The sequence below is a fragment of the Gammaproteobacteria bacterium genome, assembly GCA_030949385.1.
In the GTDB taxonomy this organism is placed as follows: Bacteria; Pseudomonadota; Gammaproteobacteria; order JAUZRS01; family JAUZRS01; genus JAUZRS01.
In genome coordinates, this window is sequence record JAUZSP010000003.1 from 509502 (window position 1) to 528742 (window position 19241).

The window sequence follows — 19241 nt, forward strand, 5'->3', positions numbered from 1 at the left end:
GTCTGCCGCCTCTGGTCTGAAGCGGAGCTAAGCTCCTCTTCAGTTTCTTGTGATAAAAAGTAATTTGATGCATCATATGCCTGATGTAATTCGTTTATTTAGGAGCAAATCGAGAATGTTGATTAAAGACATTATGTCTACTGCGGTCAGAACCGTTACCCCTGAAACCCCGATGATGGAGGTGGCTTCGATTATGTGTCTTTATCGTATCAGTGGCCTGCCGGTGGTGACAGACGATGATAAAATGGTGGGTTTTATCGCGGAGCGAGACGTATTACACCATCTTTTTCCGAGCTTGGCGGACATCATGGACGGTATGGCGACGATTGATTTTGAAACTTTGTCGGATAATTACGGCGATATTGCTTCACTGAAAACATCGGATTTAATGAGTGATGAGGTGCTGTTTGTTGATCCTGAACTGCCCATTTTACGGGCGGCTTCTAAAATGGTGCAGCAACGGCTGCGGCGTATCCCCGTGGCAGTAGAAGAAAAGGGTGGTATGCGTCTGTTGGGGGTGGTCAGTTTGGGCGACATTCATAAAGCCATGTTTCATCGCTACGTCTCTAAAAGCTAGAGGCTGTTATCACGATCTGGACGGTGTGGTTTGAAAGTGACTGACCACCCGTTCCATTTGCAGCGCTAAGCTGCGCAGAGTCTCGCTGGACTGTGCCGTCTGTTTGGCATCTTCGGCGGTCGCATGAGAACTGCTGCGGATATTGCTGATGCTGTGACTCACCTCCTGAGCCATTTTCCCCTGACGAGTGGCCGCTGCGGCAATTTGGCTGATCATACTGCTGATGGTTTTGACCGCTGTGGTAATTCTGTGCAGTCGTTCTCCAGCGGAACGCGCCTTTTTCACACTCTCTTCGGCTCGATTGCGCCCTTGTTCCATCGCCTGTACCGCGTTGCGCGCATTGAACTGTAATTGCTCGATCATCTGTTGAATCTCTTGAGTGGACTCTTGGGTGCGTTGAGCCAAAACGCGCACTTCATCGGCCACCACCGCAAAGCCACGCCCGTGTTCACCTGCGCGCGCCGCTTCAATGGCGGCATTCAGAGCCAATAAATTGGTCTGGTCGGCGATGCCCCGAATCACGTCTAAAATACCGCCAATATTATTGCTCTCTTTATCCAGTTTATTAATCACTTGCGAAGAGGCTTCTACATCATCGGCCAAGGCGTTGATGGCCTCAATGGTCATATTGACCACCTGTTTGCCGTTGCTGGCCTCTTCCTTGGCGTGTTGTGCCGATTTTTCTGCTGAGGAGGCATTTTGAGAAATTTCAAGTACCACGCCACTCATCATTTGAATGGAGTGTGCCATATGTTCGATGTCGTTCTGTTGCAGTTGCATGTGATTGCGGGTGTGAAGGGTACTGCTGGAGAGTTCATCGGCAGCGTTGACGACATGGTCTGATGCACAAGAGATCTGTTTGATCACCGTTTTTAGGCTGTGACTGGTCTCTTCAACGCTGCGGGCGAGTTGGCCCACTTCATCGTCGCGCTGGATGTTCAATTTATCGCTGGTAAGATGGCCTTGAGCGAGCATTTTAAGCCGTTTAAGAATGATCGGAAACGCGCCAAAAGCGCGTAAAATAACCACAATGATCAAAATCATGCTGGTGGCGAGCAGCACAAAGCTGGCGGCTACTGCAACGTGTAGATGGCGTAGTTCAGACTCTTGCTCTTCGGCGGTTTGTTGGGTGCGTGTGGTGACTTCTTTGAGCAGCAGATCAACCTGCTCGCTGAGGGTTTCGGCAACACGATCAAACTCACTCATAATCAAATTGCCCGCCTCGGGGCCGCCGTTGATGTAGGCGTGTGCCATATTTCTTCCGGTTTGATAATAAGCATCAAAACTCTGTTCCATCTGCTCAAGCTCGTCGCTGTGATGTGGGTAAAGCTGCTGGAGTTGTTGGGCTTGTTTATGAAATGCCTCAGCACTTTGCGCTGCGATTTTGAAACCGTCGTTAAGGCCGTCCCGAGCGCGAGTGGCACTGATGTCGGTCAACCACTGCTGGACTTGGATCACATTCAGCTTAATCAGGTGGGCGTGATTGAGAGCGGGAATGTCCAGATGGGCGGTGCGCCAACTGAGCTGGCTAATAGACGAAGTGGTGATAAAAAGAAAGCCCATCGCCGAGCAGAGCACGATGCTAAACAGGCCACCGAGCAGCCAAAATTGTTGCGCTAAATTAAGTTTTTTCATGATGATGCGGGCACGTTTGTAATATGAACGAAATGGTTGCCCTAGCTGTCGGCCATTTTTCTGCAAGAGTGAGCTTCGATTATTGGTTATACTGCGCCGACTTAATTTAGGCTAACGTTCGCTGAGCATTCGGCCACCGTCCACAGCAATGATCTGTCCGGTGATGTAGCCGCCATCGCGCACCAAAAAGAGCACGGTGTTGGCAATGTCTTCAGCACCGCCTTGACGTTTGAGCGCACTTTGTTCGGTGATCTGTTGTTGCACGGCGTTACTGACTTCCGCTTCCCCTTCAGGCCAGAGAATGGAACCTGGCGCGATGCCATTGACGCGGATCTCGGGGCCGAGCTCTTTGGCCAGCGATTGGGTCAACATGGCCAAGCCCGCTTTGGCAGCGCAGTAAAGGGGATGGCCTTTGAGCGGGCGCAGGCCGTGAATATCAACGATGTTGATGATGTTGCCGCCCTGTTTTTGCAGCGCGGGGGTGGCGGCTTGGGAGAGAAACAGCGGCGCTTTGAGGTTGCTGCCCATCAGGTCATCCCAGTGTGCCTCGGTGATCTGGCCGACTTCGGTGGGGTAGAAACTGGAGGCGTTGTTCACCAGCAGGTCGAGCCGTCCCCACTTCTGAGTGGCTTCTTTGACCAATTTGGGCAGCGTCTCGGTTTGCAGCAGATCGGCTTGTAAGAGTAAAACCGAATTGGGGCGCTGGGCTTCCAGTGCCAGTTGCAGTTGTTCTGCGTCTTTGACCGAACTGCGGTAGTGAATGACGACGTTCATGCCCGCGTGGTGCAGGGTATGGGCAATTGCTGCGCCGATGCGGCGTGCGGCTCCGCTGATGAGCGCCACTTGGCCGTTGAGTGAGGTGCTGTGTGTCATGGTTTTTCTCCGATTGTTGCGGCGATTATCTCACAATAATCTGAGTTGTGAGGCTGCGCTGAGAGCGGAGCGGATCAGCGGTTTGAATTCTTAAGTTATCTTTAATTCTTGCCTGTCAGGCTGAGGGTGCGTTAACGGAGATCGGTTGTGGATAGTGAATTACCCGAATTGTTGGCAGCGGAACAGGAGCGCAGCGATGCGTTGCAAACGCGATTAAAAGAAAACATAACCGCGCAGTCGTTTTTGCCTTTTTCTGATGTGATGCAGAGTCTTTTGTACGAGCCAGAGCTGGGGTACTACGTTGCCGGAGCGGAGAAGTTTGGCGCGCAGGGGGATTTTGTCACCGCACCGGAACTGTCACCGCTGTTTGCGCGTGCTTTGGCACGCCAGTGTCAGCCGGTGTTGCAGGAGTTGGGTGCGGCTGAAATTCTGGAGCTGGGTGCGGGCAGCGGTAAGATGGCGGCGGATCTGCTGCTGGAGCTGGAACGGCTCGACTGTTTGCCGCTGCGCTACGCTATTTTGGAGCTGAGTGCCGAATTGCAGCAGCGCCAGCGTGAGACGCTGTTGCAAAAAGCGCCGCATCTGTTGGATAGGGTGGTGTGGTTGCAGCGTTGGTCGAATGGGTTTGTTGGTCTGGTGTTGGCCAATGAGGTGTTGGATGCGATGCCGGTGGAGCGGTTTAAGATCGTTGATGCAGAGATTAAGCAGCTCGGTCTGGTGCTGGAGGCGGGGGCATTAAAAGAAGCCTATCGCCCAGCGCCGATTGGATTAAAAGAGGCGGTTGAAGGGCTGCAACAGGAGTTAGAAGCACCCTTGGCGGAGGGCTTTTGCTCCGAGGTGAATCTCCAGCTTGAAGGCTGGTTTGCCGCGTTGTCAGAGTCGCTGCAAAAAGGCGCGCTGTTGTTGATCGACTACGGTTACGCACGGCGCGAGTTTTATCAGCCGGAGCGTTCGGCGGGGACGCTGAGCTGTTTTTACCGTCATCGCGTACACGATGACCCGTACCAGCGTTTTGGGGTGCAGGACGTGACCGCTTCCGTTGAGTTTACCGCTGTGGTTGAGGCGGCTTCTAAGGCCGGTTTTGAGCTGGAAGGGTATGTCACGCAAGCCAATTTCCTCTTCAATAACGATCTTGATCAACTGGTTGCAACGGCGGCAGAGGGTTTGGATAAGGTGGCTCTGTTGAAATTGAGCCAAGCGGTAAAAACCTTAACTCTGCCCAGCGAGATGGGGGAGCGGTTTAAAGTGATGGGGCTGTCGAAGGGATTAACGCAGCATCTACAGGGGTTTAGCCACAACGACATCAGTCGTCGTTTGTGATTTTTTAGCGATTTTTTTTAATGCAATAGACAACCAGAGGAACAATAGCCAATGGATTTGCTACAGATTGTGACCCTCGCATTAATGCAGGGATTAACCGAATTTTTACCCGTTTCCAGTTCAGCGCACCTGATTTTGACTCCGGTCTTTTTCGGCTGGGAAGATCAAGGGCTGGCCTTTGATGTGGCGGTGCATGTGGGCACTTTGCTGGCGGTGGTGTTTTATTTTCGTACCGAGTTGAAACTGATGAGCCGCGATTGGCTTGGTTCGGTCACGGGAAAAGGCGCAACGCCCGATTCTCAGCTGGCGTGGGCGGTGCTGTTGGGGACGATTCCTGTGGGGATTATCGGGCTGCTCTGCAAGGATTTTATCGAAGGCAGTTTGCGTTCACCGCTGGTGATTGCGGTGGCAATGATCTTTTTTGGTGCCTTGCTTTGGTGGGCCGATTCGGTGGCGAAACAGAAGCGCGATGAGTATGAATTGAACTGGAAAGACGTGCTGTTTATTGGTCTGTCGCAGGCGATGGCGCTGATTCCAGGGACTTCCCGCTCTGGTGCCACCATGACCGCTGCGCTGTTAATGGGTTTAACTCGTGAAGCGGCGGCGAGGTTCTCCTTTTTACTCTCTATTCCGGTGATTTTGCTTGCTGGTGGTCTGAAAACCTTGGATTTAATCGAGTCCAATATCAGTGTGGATTGGTTTGCTTTGGGGTTGGGAATTGTGCTGTCGGCCTTGAGCGCCTATCTTTGTATCCATCTGTTTCTAAAGTGGATTCAACGCATGGGGCTGTTTCCTTTTGTGCTTTATCGCTTTGTTTTAGGCGCGATCCTATTGTTGGTTTTTTGGTAGTCTTTGAGCCTAATTGAATTAGCCTGTCCTATTTTTGTCATACTTGCCTACTAATCTCTAGTTAAAGGGGTGACTGTTTTTGATGTAATGAAAAGCATCATGGTGCTGTTTTCCCCTCTCATGGAGCCATTTTTTCAGGAGAAGAGGATGCGAGAACATCAAAAAGAGTACATCGACAGAAGCGGTTCCGATACCGCCCGTGGGGTGCGTATCATGGCCGAATATTTGAACGCGATGGAAGCGTTTATCCCCCTTAAAGAACAACCTTTAGTAACGGTCTTTGGTTCCGCTCGGTTGGACAATTCCACCGACAGCGGTCGTCTGGCCACGGCGCTGGCAAAAGAGTGTGTGCGGCGCGGCTTTGGCGTGGTGACCGGCGGCAGCTCTGGGATTATGTTGTGTACCAATCAAGGTGCGTATGCCGAGGCCAAGCGGCGTGGATTAGCGGTAGAAAAATTCTCTGTCGGTTGCTCAATCACCTTGCCCTTTGAAGAGGGACACAACGATTTTATCGGTACCAATACCGAGTTCCACTATTTCTTTATTCGTAAATTTTTCTTGGTGGCGTATTCCAAAGCCTTTTTTTATCTGGAAGGTGGCGGCGGCACTCGGGATGAGCTGTGGGAGGTGTTTTGTCTGATTCAAACAGGGAAAATGCCGATTCATCCGCTGGTGGCGGTGGGGGATGATGAGGTTTGGAAGACCGTGCGTGCCGATCTGGATCATATGATTGCCCGTGGTACGGTTTCTGAGCCGGATCGTCAGATTCTTCAGTTTGCCCGTACCGCTGAGGAGGCGGTGGACATTGTGGAGCGTTTTTATCGTAATTTGAATGAGATTGTCTACGATAAAAAGCGGCATGTGATTGAATTGGATTTGAAACAGCCACTGAAAAAAGCAACCTTTAAAGAGTTGAAAAGCCGTTCGGCTGGGCTGATTTCAGGCTTGCGTTGGGATAAAAAAAACGATCTCTTATTGATCAAGCAACGACATTTTCGTGATTACACCACGCTTTATGCGCTGATTGAGATTGTGAATGAGATCAGTGCGATGGAGTTGCAGTCTAAGACGTTGCCGCAGTTTTCATTGAGTGCGTTTGCGACTTTGGGTTAGAAAAAAGGAGTGAAACAAAAGAGAGCAAAATTGTCCCTGATTGTTCGGGGCTTTTTTTTGCCTGAATTTTGACCGGGAGGGGCCGGCCTTGTGCCTGCCCTGATCGTTTATCGTGGTGATGTGTGAAAAGGGCGCATATGGAATGCGCCTCTACGAAAGGGTGGTTTATGAGTTCCCACGCAGGAGCATGGGAACTAGAAATTGAATTCACGATGGTGGTTGGTCTTGGGCTTCCCACTTTGAAAAAGGGGGATTGAGGGGGATTTGCTTTTGTTTGTTTTTTGGCGCATTGCCCTTTGGTTAATGCGCCCTACGGGGCTCTTTTTGTGGGTAAAAAACAGGGCGCATATGGAATGCGCCCCTACGAAAGGGGGGGTATCGCCTTGTTTTGTAGGGGTTGAATCCATTTCAACCCTGTTGCTGAAAGAAAATCTCCCCTTACCCCTCTTCATTTGCATGAGTTCCCACGCAGGAACATGGGAACTAGAAAAATTTGATCGTTTATCGTGATGACGTGTGGAAAAAAAGGGGTGTTTTTCACAAGCTTGTGTTTTCTCTATTTTCTCTCTCTTCTTGTAATATTCGCCCTCATGGCTTGTGAGTGGTTGGCAGAAAGGCGTGTCGCTCCGTTGCGCTCGGTCATTGTCTGTTTAAATGGCGTTCTTTGTTTAAGGGGTAAATCATGCTTGACCTGTTAGAGGATATATTGGAAGGGTTGTCTGATCTGGAGGAGGTAGTCGAGGAGGTGGATGACGTTTTGGATCTGCTGTCGGATGTGTGGGATTTTTTTTCTGACTAAGGAGAAGGGTTGTGTGGTGGAAAGTGGTTTCAATATTGATTGTGGTGATCTGCAAAAGTCGCCGTTAATTCGGCCTTGAGCGGGGTGGTTTTTTTCTTTTTTTATGGGTAGGTGTTGCGATGCGTAAGTTAAAAAAATGTCTGGTTGGGTTGTTGAAGGCCAAGGGGTTTAGCCCAACGTGTGTGGTGCTGGAGCCAGGTAAAAAACACCCCAAGGTGCGTAACACGGAGTCGGGCGATTGGATACCGATGCCAAAGACTCCTTCTGATTACCGTTCAATGGATAATTTTAAGGCGAGTTTATTCCGTTTGGTGAACAGCGGTCAGGGGGTTATTTTTGCGCGTAAGGGCTGTCTGCCTTTTAGGGGCTGGGCGTAGGTGACGATGATTTTTTGTGATGGTTAAGGTGTGTTTGTCGGTGTGTTTCGATCTCATCCCTTGCGGGGTGGTATTTTAAGTGTTAACTTTTTTGCGATTTTTTACTAAAAAAGAGGGTGTTATTTTGAATGCGAGCGTAAACGATACCGTATTGATTACTTTGTTGGGGCGCAGTAAAGAGAAAGCGCAAAGCTATCGGTCAGCACAATATAAATTTGATGATGAGAGCTTGAGTGAGGATGTGACCTTTTTTGGTTGGGCGTTGCAGCGCAAAATTCAGCCTGAGCGTTTGGTGCTGTTGGGTACGGAAGGCAGCATGTGGGACAGCCTGTTTGAGCTGGATCTGGATTTTGGCAGCGAGTTGGAAGAGGAGCGTTTGGCGCTGCAAGAGGCGTGCGAGCAGAAAAAGGTGACGCAGCAGCAGTTGGATGCGTTGCAGCAGCCTTTGGCGCAGAAGTTGGGGGTGCGGGAGTTGCGCTTGCAGTTGATTCCGTATTGCCGCACGGAAAAACAGCAGGTGCGGTTGTTACAAATCATTGATAAACAGGTGCAAAAGGGCGATGAATTGCATCTGGATGTGACCCACGGTTTCCGGCATCTGCCGATGTTGGGTTTGTTGGCGGGGTTGTATTTAAGCCGTGTGCGGGGCGTTTCGGTGGAGAAGATTTACTACGCTGCTCTGGATATGAAGGAGAGCGTAGATGCGCCTGCACCGGTTTTGAATCTGGCGGGTCTGCTGAAGATTGCCGATTGGGTTTCGGCTTTGGAGCGTTACGACCACGATGGGGATTACGGTCAATTTGCGGCGCTGTTGGGGGAGGGAAACGAGCAGTTGAAACAGGCGGCTTTTTTTGAGCGCACCACCAATCCGGTCAAGGCACGGGAGGCGCTTTCGGGTTGGCAGAGTCAAAAGGGGCGGATGGAGCAGTGTTCTGCGATTGCGAAATTGTTTTTGCCGGAGTTGGAAAAGCGGGTGGCGTGGCATAAGGGCAAAAACCGTGCTGATTGGGAGCAGAGTTTGGCCTATGAATATCTGGAGAAAGAAGATTTTGTTCGGGCGACGATGTACGGTTTGGAGGGGGCGATCAGTTTGGCTTTGAGTCGTGTGCAGGGCAAGGATTTGAATGATTATTTGTCGCGTGAGGAGCAGCGCAAGACTTTAATGGAGTCGTTGAACGGCTTTAAAAAGTTGAATCGTGTGCGGAATGCGTTGGCGCATGGGGTGAAGTCGGATGATAAAGACATTCGCAAAATGATTGCTGATGCGCTGACTTTGAAGGGCACGTTAAAAAGTCTGTTTAAGTCGGTTTTTGCTTAATAGCTGATGTTACGCCGTGAGCATATTGTGTTGCGTTGGGCATAAAATGCTTTACATTTTCAAGAACAGGGCGAATAATAGCGTCGGTTCTTGCAGCTCGGCGAGAGGTTAACTAAGGGGTTTAGGCCATGAAAAAGCAGTTAACTTTTCAAAAACTTTTATTTCCTAAGACCCCCTTTGTAAGCTATTGTTTTCAAAGAGGAATTAGAGCCGAGGGGTTTGAAACATTGCCCTGATGAAGAAGGGATTAAGACGATCACTGACCGTAGCTATCATGGGTTTGAAACATTGCCCTGATGAAGAAGGGATTAAGACCATCAGTAACGCATCAAGTTTAATGTTTGAAACATTGCCCTGATGAAGAAGGGATTAAGACCGCCCCTATGGATCTCACGTTTGAAACATTGCCCTGATGAAGAAGGGATTAAGACTGACTATCTGCAATATCGTTTGAAACATTGCCCTGATGAAGAAGGGATTAAGACGCATTACTCCAGCCTATACTAAACGTCTGTACAATGACGTTTGAAACATTGCCCTGATGAAGAAGGGATTAAGACGACGAAGTGACTCATGCGCTCCCTCAGAGGTTTGAAACATTGCCCTGATGAAGAAGGGATTAAGACATACAGCTTCGATAACGCCTACATCGTCACTAGTTTGAAACATTGCCCTGATGAAGAAGGGATTAAGACGTAGGGGCGGAATATTTTCCGCCCCTGTGCAGAAATAGCCTCAATTAAATGAGGATGCGAGGGGGGTTGGTTTTGCCTCTTGTGAAAAAAGCCCCTGTTTAGGGGCTTTTTTTGTGGGTAAAAAAACAGGGCGCATATGGAATGCGCCCCTACGAAAGGGGGGTTATCGCTTTGTTTTGTAGGGGTTGAATCCATTTCAACCCTGTTGCTGAAAGAAAATCTCCCCTAGCCCCTCTTTGTCAAAGAGGGGAAACCAGATCGTATTGTTTGAATTTTGTGGTGATTGAATTCACGATGGTGGTTGGTCTTGGGGGATTTGCTCTTGTGTGTTTTTGGCGCATTGCCCTTTGGTTAATGCGCCCTACGGTGCTTTTTTTTGTGGGTAAAAAAACAGGGCGCATATGGAATGCGCCCCTACGAAAGGGGGTATCGCTTTTTTTATCAGGGACAAAACATAAGACAAGCTTGCCAAATCCATACGTCTCATAAACATCTCTATACTTCACTCATCGAACAACGAGGAGAAAAAAAGATGAGTTTTTTGAAATTAAACAGCAGCGATTGGTTCTCTCCCTTATTGACAGAGGTGGATGAAATAACCGGCAAGCTTTCGGAAGCACTTTAAGGCCTGACGTTGGGGTATCTTAGCGACTGACAAGCAGGGCACTATTTTTGATTTAATGCGTTTTAATGTTTATGAATGGGGTAAAAAATGTCTAATGATATGCGTGATACGGTGAAAAGAGGCGCGAAAGCGGTGAGTGCGGGCAACAGTGCTCGGATGGTGACGGCTGCGGCAGCAACGGCAGTTGGGGTGACGGTGGCGGCTCCGGCGTTGGTTGCAGTGGGTGTGGTGACGGGCTTGTTTAGCTTTTTCGGCGACGACTGAGATCGTTGTGTTTCGTTGCCCTTTGCAGGGCTCTGTTTAATCTAAAAAATAAGGAGGCTGGTATGTTGGATTTTGTGAAAGAAATCGTCATTATTTTCAGATAATGAGTGCGCCTATCTGGCCTAATACCGCTATTTTAGGGCGTTGGTTGGAGAGGGCGTTTGTATCTGACAAATGTTGTTTTTTAAGATTTGTCCAATAAATTATCCTTTTAAATACTGGTTGGCTGGGGTAGGCTGCTGTGCATTGTTTAACCACGGAGTGTGATATGTCTTTATCAAGCGCGTTATCAGAGCCCACATTGCCGTTGGCGCAGTACCGTGTGACGCTGCGTGCTTTGGAACGTATCTGTTTGCCGGATTACAGCGGCTCAGCGTGGCGCGGGGTGCTGGGTCATGCTTTGAAACGCTTGGCCTGTGTGACCAAACAGAAAAATTGCGCTGATTGTCTGTTGTATCGGGGCTGTGTTTACAGTTATCTGTTTGAAACTCCGCCACCCTTAAACAGCGAAAAAATGCGTAATTACGTGGCCGCACCGCACCCTTATTTGCTGGTACCCAACGAGACAAAAGAGATTCAAGTCAATGAAACGTACTGCTTGGAATTGACTCTGTTTGGTCACGGTAATCGTCATTTAGCTTACCTTATTCAGACCTTGAAAATGGCCGGTGAGCGCGGAATTGGGCGTAATAATGGGCGCTTTCAACTCTGCTCGGTGGAGCAACGGGTGGCTGCTGATGAACATCAATGTATTTATACCGAGGGGCAGGCGTTGCAGCCGTTGCCGCTGTTTTGTGCGCCGCTGCCAAAGCCGCCAGAGCGGGTGACGGTGCGTTTGCATACGCCTTTGCGGTTGCGTTCGGAGGGCAAAAACATTCGTCCTGAGCGATTTGAGTTTGGCCATTTTTTTTCCAGTTTGTTGCGTCGTCTTTCCTTGCTGAGTTATTTTCACAGCGATGAACCGCTGGAGACGGATTTTGTGCGTTTGAATGCGCTGGCTCAATCGGTGCGTTTGTTGGCACCTGAGCTGCGCTGGCAGGAGTGGCGGCGTTACTCTAATCGGCAGCGTTGTTTTATTCCAATGGGTGGCATTGTGGGTTCTTTTGAGCTGCACAGTTCGGAGTTGGCGCTGCTTTGGCCCTATTTATGGCTGGGGCAGAAGACCCACACGGGCAAAGGCAGCAGTATGGGATTGGGGCGTTATTCTTTAAGCCTTTAATTTTTTGCAGTGAAATATCATTGAGCATGAGCGGAGAGAAAAACATGAAAAATATTTTGGTGTGTGTGTCGGGTTTATCCCCGCAGATTGTGACTGAGACGTTGTACGCTTTGGCGATGGATAAAAATGATCCCGTGGTGGTGGATGAGGTGCATATTTTGACCACAGTAACGGGTAAGAAGAAAATTGAAGAACTATTATTGACTCCAAAAACAGGGCAGTTTTTCCAGTTGTGTGATCAGTATCCCCAGTTGGTGGCGGATAACATCTGTTTTAATGCTGAAACGATCCATGTGATTAGCGATAAAGAGGGCAATGATCTGGATGACATTCGTACCATTGAGGATAACGGTCGTTTGGCAGATGAGACGGTGGATTTGATGCGTAGATTGACGGCAGAGACGAAAGACGGTCAGCCGCTTAATCGCATTCATGCTTCCATTGCAGGTGGGCGTAAAACGATGGGCTTTTTTCTCGGTCATGCGATGACCTTGTTTGCGCATCGTGATGATCGTTTGTCGCATGTTTTGGTGACGAAAGGTTTTGAAAGTCATCGTGAATTCTTTTTCCCTCCGATTGAAAATAAAACCCTTGAGTCAAAAGATTTTCAAACCAATGAGGTGGAGATTATAGAAACTCGTGATGCGGAGGTTATGTTGGCAGACATTCCTTTTGTACGATTGCGAGGGGCGGTGATGAAAAAATCGGGGTCGGTGTTTGGAAAGAAGATGGGCTATGAAGAGACGGTTCAAGTGGCGCAGGCCGACTTTGACGCGGTGGACATCAAGTTTGATTGGGATAAAAAAGAGGTTTTTTTGTCTGGCAAAAAGGTCGAAATGAAACCGATTGATTTCACTTTTTATTACTGGTTGTCGAAAAGAAAAAAGAACGGTGTTGCATGTGAGTGGCGTGAGCATGGTGCGGAAGACATTGAATTTTTAGATGCTGTTTATGCAAATCTTAAATCAAGTGATACTTATGTTTCAGATGAGCTGTGTGAAACAAAAGTTGATAAGCGTAACTTGCGTGAAAAAGTTAAGCTTGTTGTGATTAAAAGTAAGAGTTTTGAACAGCGAAAAAATGGCATTAAAACCGCAGTTGAGAAGGTGCTCGGTTTGAATGGTGCGGCTCCGTATGTGATTGGTGATTTTGGCTTGACCGTTGAGCCGAATAACATTGATCTGGGTAATGGACTTTAAGGGGCGTGAGTATGGGTAAAGAAAAAATGGTCACTCGACAGTACACGGTTCGTTTCAACACCCCAGCTTTTTTAGGCAATGCCGAACAAAATGGCCAGTGGCGCACGCCGCCGTTTAAGGCCGCCTTGCGCCAGTGGTGGCGGGTGGCGGTAGCGAAAAAATTTAACTATCAGCACAAAGAGATCCGTGAAGAAGAAGGGCGGTTGTTTGGCCACGCTTGGCTTGAATCGGATAAAGATACTAAAGGGAAAAAAGTATCTGGGCGTAAAAGTTTAGTTCGAATCCGTTTGGATAAATGGGATGCTGGGAAGATGACGGAGTGGGGGAAAGACCCGAAAATTTCTCACCCAGAGGTTACAAATTCTTTAGGTGGGCATCTTTATTTAGGTTATGGCGCTCTGTCTTATAAAAAAGGTTCGACTTTTTTAGGCTCAAAAGAGGGTGCTCGAAAAGCCATAAAGGCGGAGTGTAGATGCACTTTAAACATTGCCGCGCCTGAAAAACACATAAAAGACATTGAGGTTGCAATGCAGCTCTTTCACGCTTATGGAACCTTGGGCGGTCGTAGCCGAAATGGTTGGGGGTCTGTAGACATTGAAGGCCACAATACGCAGTCTTATGCTGAATTAACCCAGATTTTTTCAGCCGATAAAACCTTGGCTTGGTGTTTAGAACGAGAGTGGGCATCGGCTATTGGGCAAGATGAAAAAGGCGCGTTTGTTTGGCGCACGGATTCTGTTAAGTCATGGGAGGGTTTAATGACCCAATTGGCCAAACTAAAGATTGGGGTGCGTACAGAGTTTAAATTTACGACAGGTAAAGGTGCGCATTCGCCCGAGTTACGCCATTGGCTAAGTTACCCTGTGACACATCATTCCGTTAGCTCTTGGGAAAAAAATGGGCGTTTACCCAACAGTTTGCGCTTCAAAGTACGACGGGATGAAAACAAGAAATTTTATGGTGTTATTTTCCACATGCCCTGCCTGCCTCCGGCTGATTTTAAGCCTGATAAAGATACGCTGATCTCACTTTGGCAAAGCGTGCATGGGTTTTTGGATCAACAAGATAATTTACGCAGGATTGATGTATGAGTGATTTATGGAAAACAAAATTAAAAGCGCGGCTGCACGAACCCTTTACCGAGCCGCTGACGAAGGTATTGAAATTGGACGGAGCCAATGAAGATGCCATTGATTACGCCGAAAAGTGGGCCGTAGCTGCTGATCGTCCCCAATGGCTCAAAGCGCCTTGGACAGAGTTGAACTGGAACGAAGAGCCCCATTTACTGCACCCCTTGAGTGGAGATGAACTGGATCTGAGCGAGCTGGGTTTTGCCAGCTGTGATGAAAAAAGCGTGACCAACGCGGTGGTGGAACACGTTAAAAAATTGACCAAAGGTGTGGACGGCGATGCACACAAAAGTCACTTGGCGCTGTGGCGTTTTAGCTCCGACCTCTTTTCTGTTGAGGATCCGGCGGCGCAAAAATTAGCCGCACTGTGGCGCATGACCCCTTCCGATGGTCGAGTGCCCGATCACAGCGTGGCGGATCACAGCGACCTTACGTCCGCTTTTGCTGGTGCGTTTAACCAAGATTCAGAAGGAGGGGCAGCCCTGCTGGCCCTGGCCATCGGACCGGTGCAGTCTTTTATTGCCGCTGCTCGCTCCACCTCTGATTTATGGGCAGGGTCGCACCTGTTGGCGCGACTCTCTTGGGAGACGATGAAACCAGTGGTTAAAGCACTGGGGCCTGATGCCATTTTGTTCCCGCGTCTGCGCGGAGTGCCTTTGGTCGATCTCTGGTTGCGCGATGAGTGTGACTTGCCTGCTGAGTGGTTTGAGTCCTGTGACTGGCAGCAAGAGTCGAATGATTCTAATCCGCTCTTTTCCGCCGCCTTGCCGAACCGTTTTGTGGCGGTGGTGCCAGCGGATCAGGCAAAAGCACTGGCAGAAGAGTGCGAAACGCATGTGCGCCAGTGGTTGCAGGACAAAGGCAAAAAGGTGGTGGATCGTCTGCTGAAAGAGGTGGATGAGAGGCAAGATGAGTCTCTTTATTGTTATCAGCAGATGCGCGAACAGTTGGCGGGTTTCCCCGAAGTGCATTGGTCGGCGGTGCCTTTTTCACTGATTAAAGTACAAGATAAAGCGCGGCAAACGGATCTGGATACGAAGCCGTTGCAGACCAGCATGGCTCCGCTGTTTGGGGTTGCTGAGAATGAAGAGAGTGGGTTTTTAGATACAGAGGTGTGGCAAACCCTGAAAAAAGAGATGGTCTGGAAAGACGGCAGCTCCTTTATTGTTCCCACCCCTGGGGTGCTTTATCCGGCGGTGTTTGATCTGGCTGAGCGGGTGTTGGCCTCGGCCAAATCCCTGCGTCAATTTGATCAGTTGGAGCAAAAAGGCTGGCGCTGTTCTTTGAGTGGTGAGGGAGAGTGGTTGACCACCGACAAGACGCAGTTGAAAAAATCCTATCGCCAACAAGAGAATACCTTATGGGCAAAGATTGCTAAAGAACGCCCCGCTTGGGCAAAAAAAGGCGAACACCTCGCGGCGCTGCCCGCGCTGAAACGGCTCTGGCCGACGCTGTTTGCCGAAGAGGTGGGGCGGGTTTTGAGGCGTAAAACCGTTGATCGTTATGTGGTCTCCACCCACAGCATGGCGCTGGTGCATCAACTGGATCGCTGGTTGGAGCTGCCGGGTTTGCCGCCAACAGCGTTTCAACGCGCCTGTGAGGAGCATGGACCTGCAACGGGCATTGCTCTGCCAAAACGTTTAGTGGAGCGTCATCGCAGTGGCGGTAAATTAAAACAGGCCAAGCAGTTGCTGGGTTTGTTGGAATTGGCCTCGGAGTCTGATGAGGCGAACACAGCCGAAGAGATTCGAACGGTGGTGGCGGATACCTTGGGCGAGGCGCTGGACAGTGGCGTTCGTCAGGAGACCTATTACAGCCTGTTGCTGATGGACGGTGATCGCATGGGCAAAATTCTCTCAGGGGATGAGCAGCACAGCATGACTTATGCTGAGAGTTTTCATCGTTCAATGAAAGAGGGTTTTAATGCCGAGGTAAAAAAGAATCAGTCCTTAAAAAAATATGCAGAACAAAAACGGGCGGTCTCTCCCAGTCGGCACATGGCCATTTCAGGCGCATTGAATGATTTTTCACAGAAAATCGTGCGTTATGTGGTGGAGGAGGAGCATCTGGGTAAGCTGATCTACGCGGGTGGCGATGATGTGTTGGCGATGTTGCCGGTGGCGGATCTGTTGCCTGCGGCGGATCGGCTCAGGCAAGCCTATTCGGGGATCGCTGAAGGTGAGCAAACAGAAGATTCGCAACTCAAAGGTTTGATCCTCGACAGCGGCTTTGCCCTATTAGACGGCGTGCTCTATCGAACCATGGGTTCCACCGCCACGGTCAGTGCGGGGCTGGTGGTGGTGCATCATCAAGCGCCGTTGCAGCAGGCCATGACGGTGTTGCATTCGGCGGAGACGGCGGCGAAAAAGGCAGGGCGGAACTGTTTTCATCTGAAGATCATCAAGCGTTCCGGCAACTTACTGCAATTGACTTTACCTTGGGGGGCGGTGACGCAAGCCTCTTATGCCCTGCATCCGCTGAAACTGCTGCTGCGACTCTGTGCCTATCTGCGCGATGAGGCGGTCTCACGGCGAGCGGTGTTTCACAGCTTGGCGTGGATGAAAGATCTGCCCGAACCGCAGGGCGATGCGGAGATGTTAGCGACTCTGTTGGCCTATCAACTTAAACGGCAAGCCGGTGATAAAAAATCGGTCAGTGATTATCACAATTTGGACGGCTTGGCGCAGGATTTGGCACGTTTGGCTGCCTGTTACAACGATATTGCAGCGCAGACAAAGAAGCTCGTTGGAATAAAACCTGAGGCTCGAAAAGAGAAGAAAAAACGTACTTTGGGGCTGGCGTATCTGGCCAACTTTATGGCGGTAGCGGAATTTTTAGCCCGTGAAGGGCGAGGCAAAGACGATGCAAACAGAGGAGCAGAGGCATGAGCACCTATCATTTTATTGAACCCTTGGATCTGCTTTTTCTGCGCGGCAATAAACTCTTTGGTGCGGCGGGCAGCTACGGTGAATCACAGGTGCCACCGTGGCCTTCGGTGGCCGCTGGGGCGGTACGCAGCTCCATTTTATTGCATGATAAGGTGGATCTGAAGGCGTTTTCAAAGGGCAAGGTGACGCATCATGAATTGGGTACACCAACGAACCCTGGTTCTTTTCGGGTCACAGATTTTCGTTTGGCACGGCGAACGGATGGGAACATTGAGGCGTTTTACCCCATGCCCGTCGATTTGGTGGTCAGCGAGAAAGAGAGCGGTGAGGTCACGGTGAGTCGTCTCACGCCGAGCAAAGCCCCTGAGGGGGTCAGCAGCTCTTTCTCTTTGGCCAAATTGCCGCTGCTGGTGGAGCCTGAACGCTGTAAACCCTCTTCGAGTTATTGGGTGAAAGAAGCGGGTTGGTGGTGTTATCTGGAGGGCAAAGTACCTCAGGCTGATGAGCTGATTAAAACCGACGCGCTGTGGAAAATGCAAGAGCGTACCGGCATTGCGCTGGATGGGCAAAGGGGGGCGGTGAAAGAGGGGCATCTTTTTACTGTGCAGGGGGTGGCCTTTGCAGAGCATGTTGGTTTTTTGCTGGCGACTTCTGGAGTGAAGGTCAGCAGCAGCCATCTGCGTTTTGGCGGCGATGGTCGTGGGGCTGAATTAACGGCGGAGGTGGATTTTGCTTCGCCGTTGCCTGATTACAAAAAAATGCTGCGGGATAAGCGGTGTCGTGTGGTGTTGACCTCGCCTGGTTTGTTTGAGCACGGTTGGCGTTTGCCCGGCATGGCGGAGGACGGTGCGTTTGAGCTGCGCGGGGTGAAGGGCACGGTCTGTTCGGCGGCGCTCTCCCGTTCTGAGGTGGTCTCTGGTTGGGATTTGGCCAAAGGTTGCCCAAAAACAGCCTTGAGATCAGCGGGCATCGGCAGCGTCTATTGGTTGGAAAATTTAGAGGCGACCCCAGAGGCGTTGGCGGGGCTGCTCCAGCAGGGTCTTTGGGATGAAAAAGTGGATTTAGCGCGCCAAGCCGAGGGCTTTAATCGGTTCCAATTTGCGATTTATGAAGGAAAAAAATAATGTTTGAAAAAAAAGCGGTGCTGTTTCTTTATTCGGTGAGTCCGGTTCACATGGGCGCGGGTACGGCAACAGGGGTGATTGATAGCCCCATTCAACGAGAAGGTCACAGCAACCACCCCAGCTTTGCCGGTTCGGGGATTAAGGGGGCGTTGCGCCACGGTTTCGAGGCGTTGGGTGGTGATCCGACGTTGATCAAGACGCTCTTTGGGCCTGAACCTAGCAGTGATGATCTTCATGCGGGGGCATTGAGTTTTGGTGATGCTCAGTTGATCGCGTTTCCGGTGCGCAGTTTGCGCGGCGGTTTTGTTTACATCACCTCGCCACAGGCTCTTGCACGAGCGCAACGGCTGTTGGCCTTGACGGGTAATGCGGTTAACTGGACGATTCCCAAGGTTGATGAGGGGAAGTGTTTGGTGCTGAACGAGGCGTTATTGAGTGATGATAAAAAACTGCATTTGGAAGCCTTTGAATATGAGCAAAAGGCTGAGCAAGATGGGTTAAAGGCTTTAGCGGAAAATTTAGCTGATCGCGCCTTACCAAAGAGTGATGAGTTTCAATTTTTCCGTGAAAAATTAGGCCAAGATTTGGTGGTGCTGAGCGATACGGATTTTGACTATTTTGTGGAAAACGCCACGGTGATTGAACCGCACGTTCGTATTGATCCCCAGACGGGCAGTGCTGAAGATGGCGGGCTGTTTTACACTGAAAATTTGCCGCCAGAGTCGCTGTTGATTGCGCCGTTATTGGCGAGTCAAAGCCGTTCTGATGAGGCGATGAGCGCAGAAAATGTTTATCTGACAATGAGAAATATTCTGGGTTGTGAGAAAGGTCGCTTGGTGCAGTTGGGTGGTGATGCCACCACGGGACGGGGTTTGGTCGTGGTTCGAGTCGAGGGGGTTTAAGACGATGGGCAGATACAAGAAAAACGTACCGCCTAAAATAAAACCGGCGGTGAAGGTGAGTCAGCGTGTACCGGCAAAATCAGCGCCTAAGCAGCAGACCTTGGAGCAGACCTTGGAGCAGAAACGTGCTGAGCACGCTTGGACTAAATCGGCAGAGGGAGTGGCACTGCATGGTAAGGATTACGTCAACAGTGTTAAGGGGTTACCTGCACTGATTATGAACAGCGGTTTAATGCAGACCTTGGCCTTTTTGCAGCAAAAAGGCGGGCGGCATGAACTGTTGTCTCTGCATCTGCGCCAGTGGTTGCAGTTTACAGTACGAAACGTCTGAGGC

Annotated in this window: 16 protein-coding genes and 1 CRISPR repeat array; of the genes, 14 read left to right on the top strand and 2 right to left on the bottom strand. The window is 50.1% G+C overall.

Going from position 1 to position 19241, the window contains the following annotated elements:
• The first annotated feature begins 115 nt into the window (after positions 1 to 115).
• On the top strand, positions 116 to 577 hold the full coding sequence (locus tag Q9O24_06105) for a CBS domain-containing protein (GenBank protein ID MDQ7074720.1): 462 nt from the start codon (positions 116 to 118) through the stop codon (positions 575 to 577).
• Between the two features lie 9 nt (positions 578 to 586).
• On the opposite strand, the gene Q9O24_06110 is transcribed toward Q9O24_06105, so the two are convergent.
• Together Q9O24_06110 and Q9O24_06115 are read right to left on the bottom strand one after the other, a co-directional pair.
• Entirely contained in the window at positions 587 to 2212 is a 1626-nt protein-coding gene (locus Q9O24_06110) for a HAMP domain-containing methyl-accepting chemotaxis protein (GenBank protein MDQ7074721.1), read from the bottom strand.
• Positions 2213 to 2323: 111 nt separating this feature from the next.
• Positions 2324 to 3055 (bottom strand): pteridine reductase, encoded by a 732-nt coding sequence (locus tag Q9O24_06115; GenBank protein MDQ7074722.1) that lies wholly within the window; start codon positions 3053 to 3055, stop codon positions 2324 to 2326.
• A gap of 177 nt (positions 3056 to 3232) precedes the next feature.
• Here Q9O24_06115 and Q9O24_06120 point away from each other — a divergent pair, with 177 nt between their 5' ends.
• From Q9O24_06120 to cmr5, 13 genes are all read left to right on the top strand, one after another.
• Positions 3233 to 4405: an SAM-dependent methyltransferase gene (locus Q9O24_06120; GenBank protein MDQ7074723.1), complete on the top strand. Its 1173-nt coding sequence runs from the start codon at positions 3233 to 3235 to the stop codon at positions 4403 to 4405.
• A gap of 51 nt (positions 4406 to 4456) precedes the next feature.
• Positions 4457 to 5254 carry an undecaprenyl-diphosphate phosphatase gene (locus Q9O24_06125; GenBank protein MDQ7074724.1) on the top strand — a complete coding sequence of 266 codons (798 nt, stop codon included), beginning with the start codon at positions 4457 to 4459 and terminating at the stop codon, positions 5252 to 5254.
• A 147-nt stretch (positions 5255 to 5401) separates the two neighbouring features.
• Positions 5402 to 6367 (top strand): LOG family protein, encoded by a 966-nt coding sequence (locus Q9O24_06130; GenBank protein MDQ7074725.1) that lies wholly within the window; start codon positions 5402 to 5404, stop codon positions 6365 to 6367.
• A 918-nt stretch (positions 6368 to 7285) separates the two neighbouring features.
• Positions 7286 to 7543: a hypothetical protein gene (locus Q9O24_06135; GenBank protein MDQ7074726.1), complete on the top strand. Its 258-nt coding sequence runs from the start codon at positions 7286 to 7288 to the stop codon at positions 7541 to 7543.
• A 124-nt stretch (positions 7544 to 7667) separates the two neighbouring features.
• A complete protein-coding gene (gene csx2 / locus Q9O24_06140) occupies positions 7668 to 8861 on the top strand; it encodes a TIGR02221 family CRISPR-associated protein (GenBank protein ID MDQ7074727.1) in 1194 nt (397 codons plus the stop codon).
• Between the two features lie 448 nt (positions 8862 to 9309).
• Positions 9310 to 9557: a CRISPR direct-repeat array (repeat unit 38 nt; unit sequence GTTTGAAACATTGCCCTGATGAAGAAGGGATTAAGACG).
• 711 nt (positions 9558 to 10268) lie between these two features.
• The gene (locus Q9O24_06145; protein MDQ7074728.1) at positions 10269 to 10445 is read left to right on the top strand and encodes a hypothetical protein; all 177 of its coding nucleotides are present in this window, start codon (positions 10269 to 10271) and stop codon (positions 10443 to 10445) included.
• A 268-nt stretch (positions 10446 to 10713) separates the two neighbouring features.
• Positions 10714 to 11664, top strand: coding sequence for a CRISPR system precrRNA processing endoribonuclease RAMP protein Cas6 (cas6, locus tag Q9O24_06150; GenBank protein ID MDQ7074729.1), 951 nt, complete (start codon positions 10714 to 10716; stop codon positions 11662 to 11664).
• 44 nt (positions 11665 to 11708) lie between these two features.
• Positions 11709 to 12863, top strand: a complete 1155-nt coding sequence (gene csm6 / locus Q9O24_06155; protein ID MDQ7074730.1) for a CRISPR-associated ring nuclease Csm6 — start codon at positions 11709 to 11711, stop codon at positions 12861 to 12863.
• A 125-nt stretch (positions 12864 to 12988) separates the two neighbouring features.
• A complete protein-coding gene (locus Q9O24_06160) occupies positions 12989 to 13954 on the top strand; it encodes a hypothetical protein (GenBank protein ID MDQ7074731.1) in 966 nt (321 codons plus the stop codon).
• Positions 13951 to 16881, top strand: a complete 2931-nt coding sequence (gene cas10, locus Q9O24_06165) for a type III-B CRISPR-associated protein Cas10/Cmr2 (protein MDQ7074732.1) — start codon at positions 13951 to 13953, stop codon at positions 16879 to 16881. Before Q9O24_06160 ends, cas10 begins: the two co-directional genes overlap by 4 nt.
• On the top strand, positions 16878 to 18005 hold the full coding sequence (locus Q9O24_06170; GenBank protein MDQ7074733.1) for a type III-B CRISPR module-associated Cmr3 family protein: 1128 nt from the start codon (positions 16878 to 16880) through the stop codon (positions 18003 to 18005). The genes cas10 and Q9O24_06170 overlap by 4 nt, the downstream gene beginning before the upstream one ends.
• Entirely contained in the window at positions 18005 to 18907 is a 903-nt protein-coding gene (cmr4, locus tag Q9O24_06175) for a type III-B CRISPR module RAMP protein Cmr4 (protein MDQ7074734.1), read from the top strand. The genes Q9O24_06170 and cmr4 overlap by 1 nt, the downstream gene beginning before the upstream one ends.
• Before the next feature lie 4 nt (positions 18908 to 18911).
• Positions 18912 to 19238, top strand: coding sequence for a type III-B CRISPR module-associated protein Cmr5 (gene cmr5, locus Q9O24_06180; protein ID MDQ7074735.1), 327 nt, complete (start codon positions 18912 to 18914; stop codon positions 19236 to 19238).
• Positions 19239 to 19241: the final 3 nt, after the last annotated feature.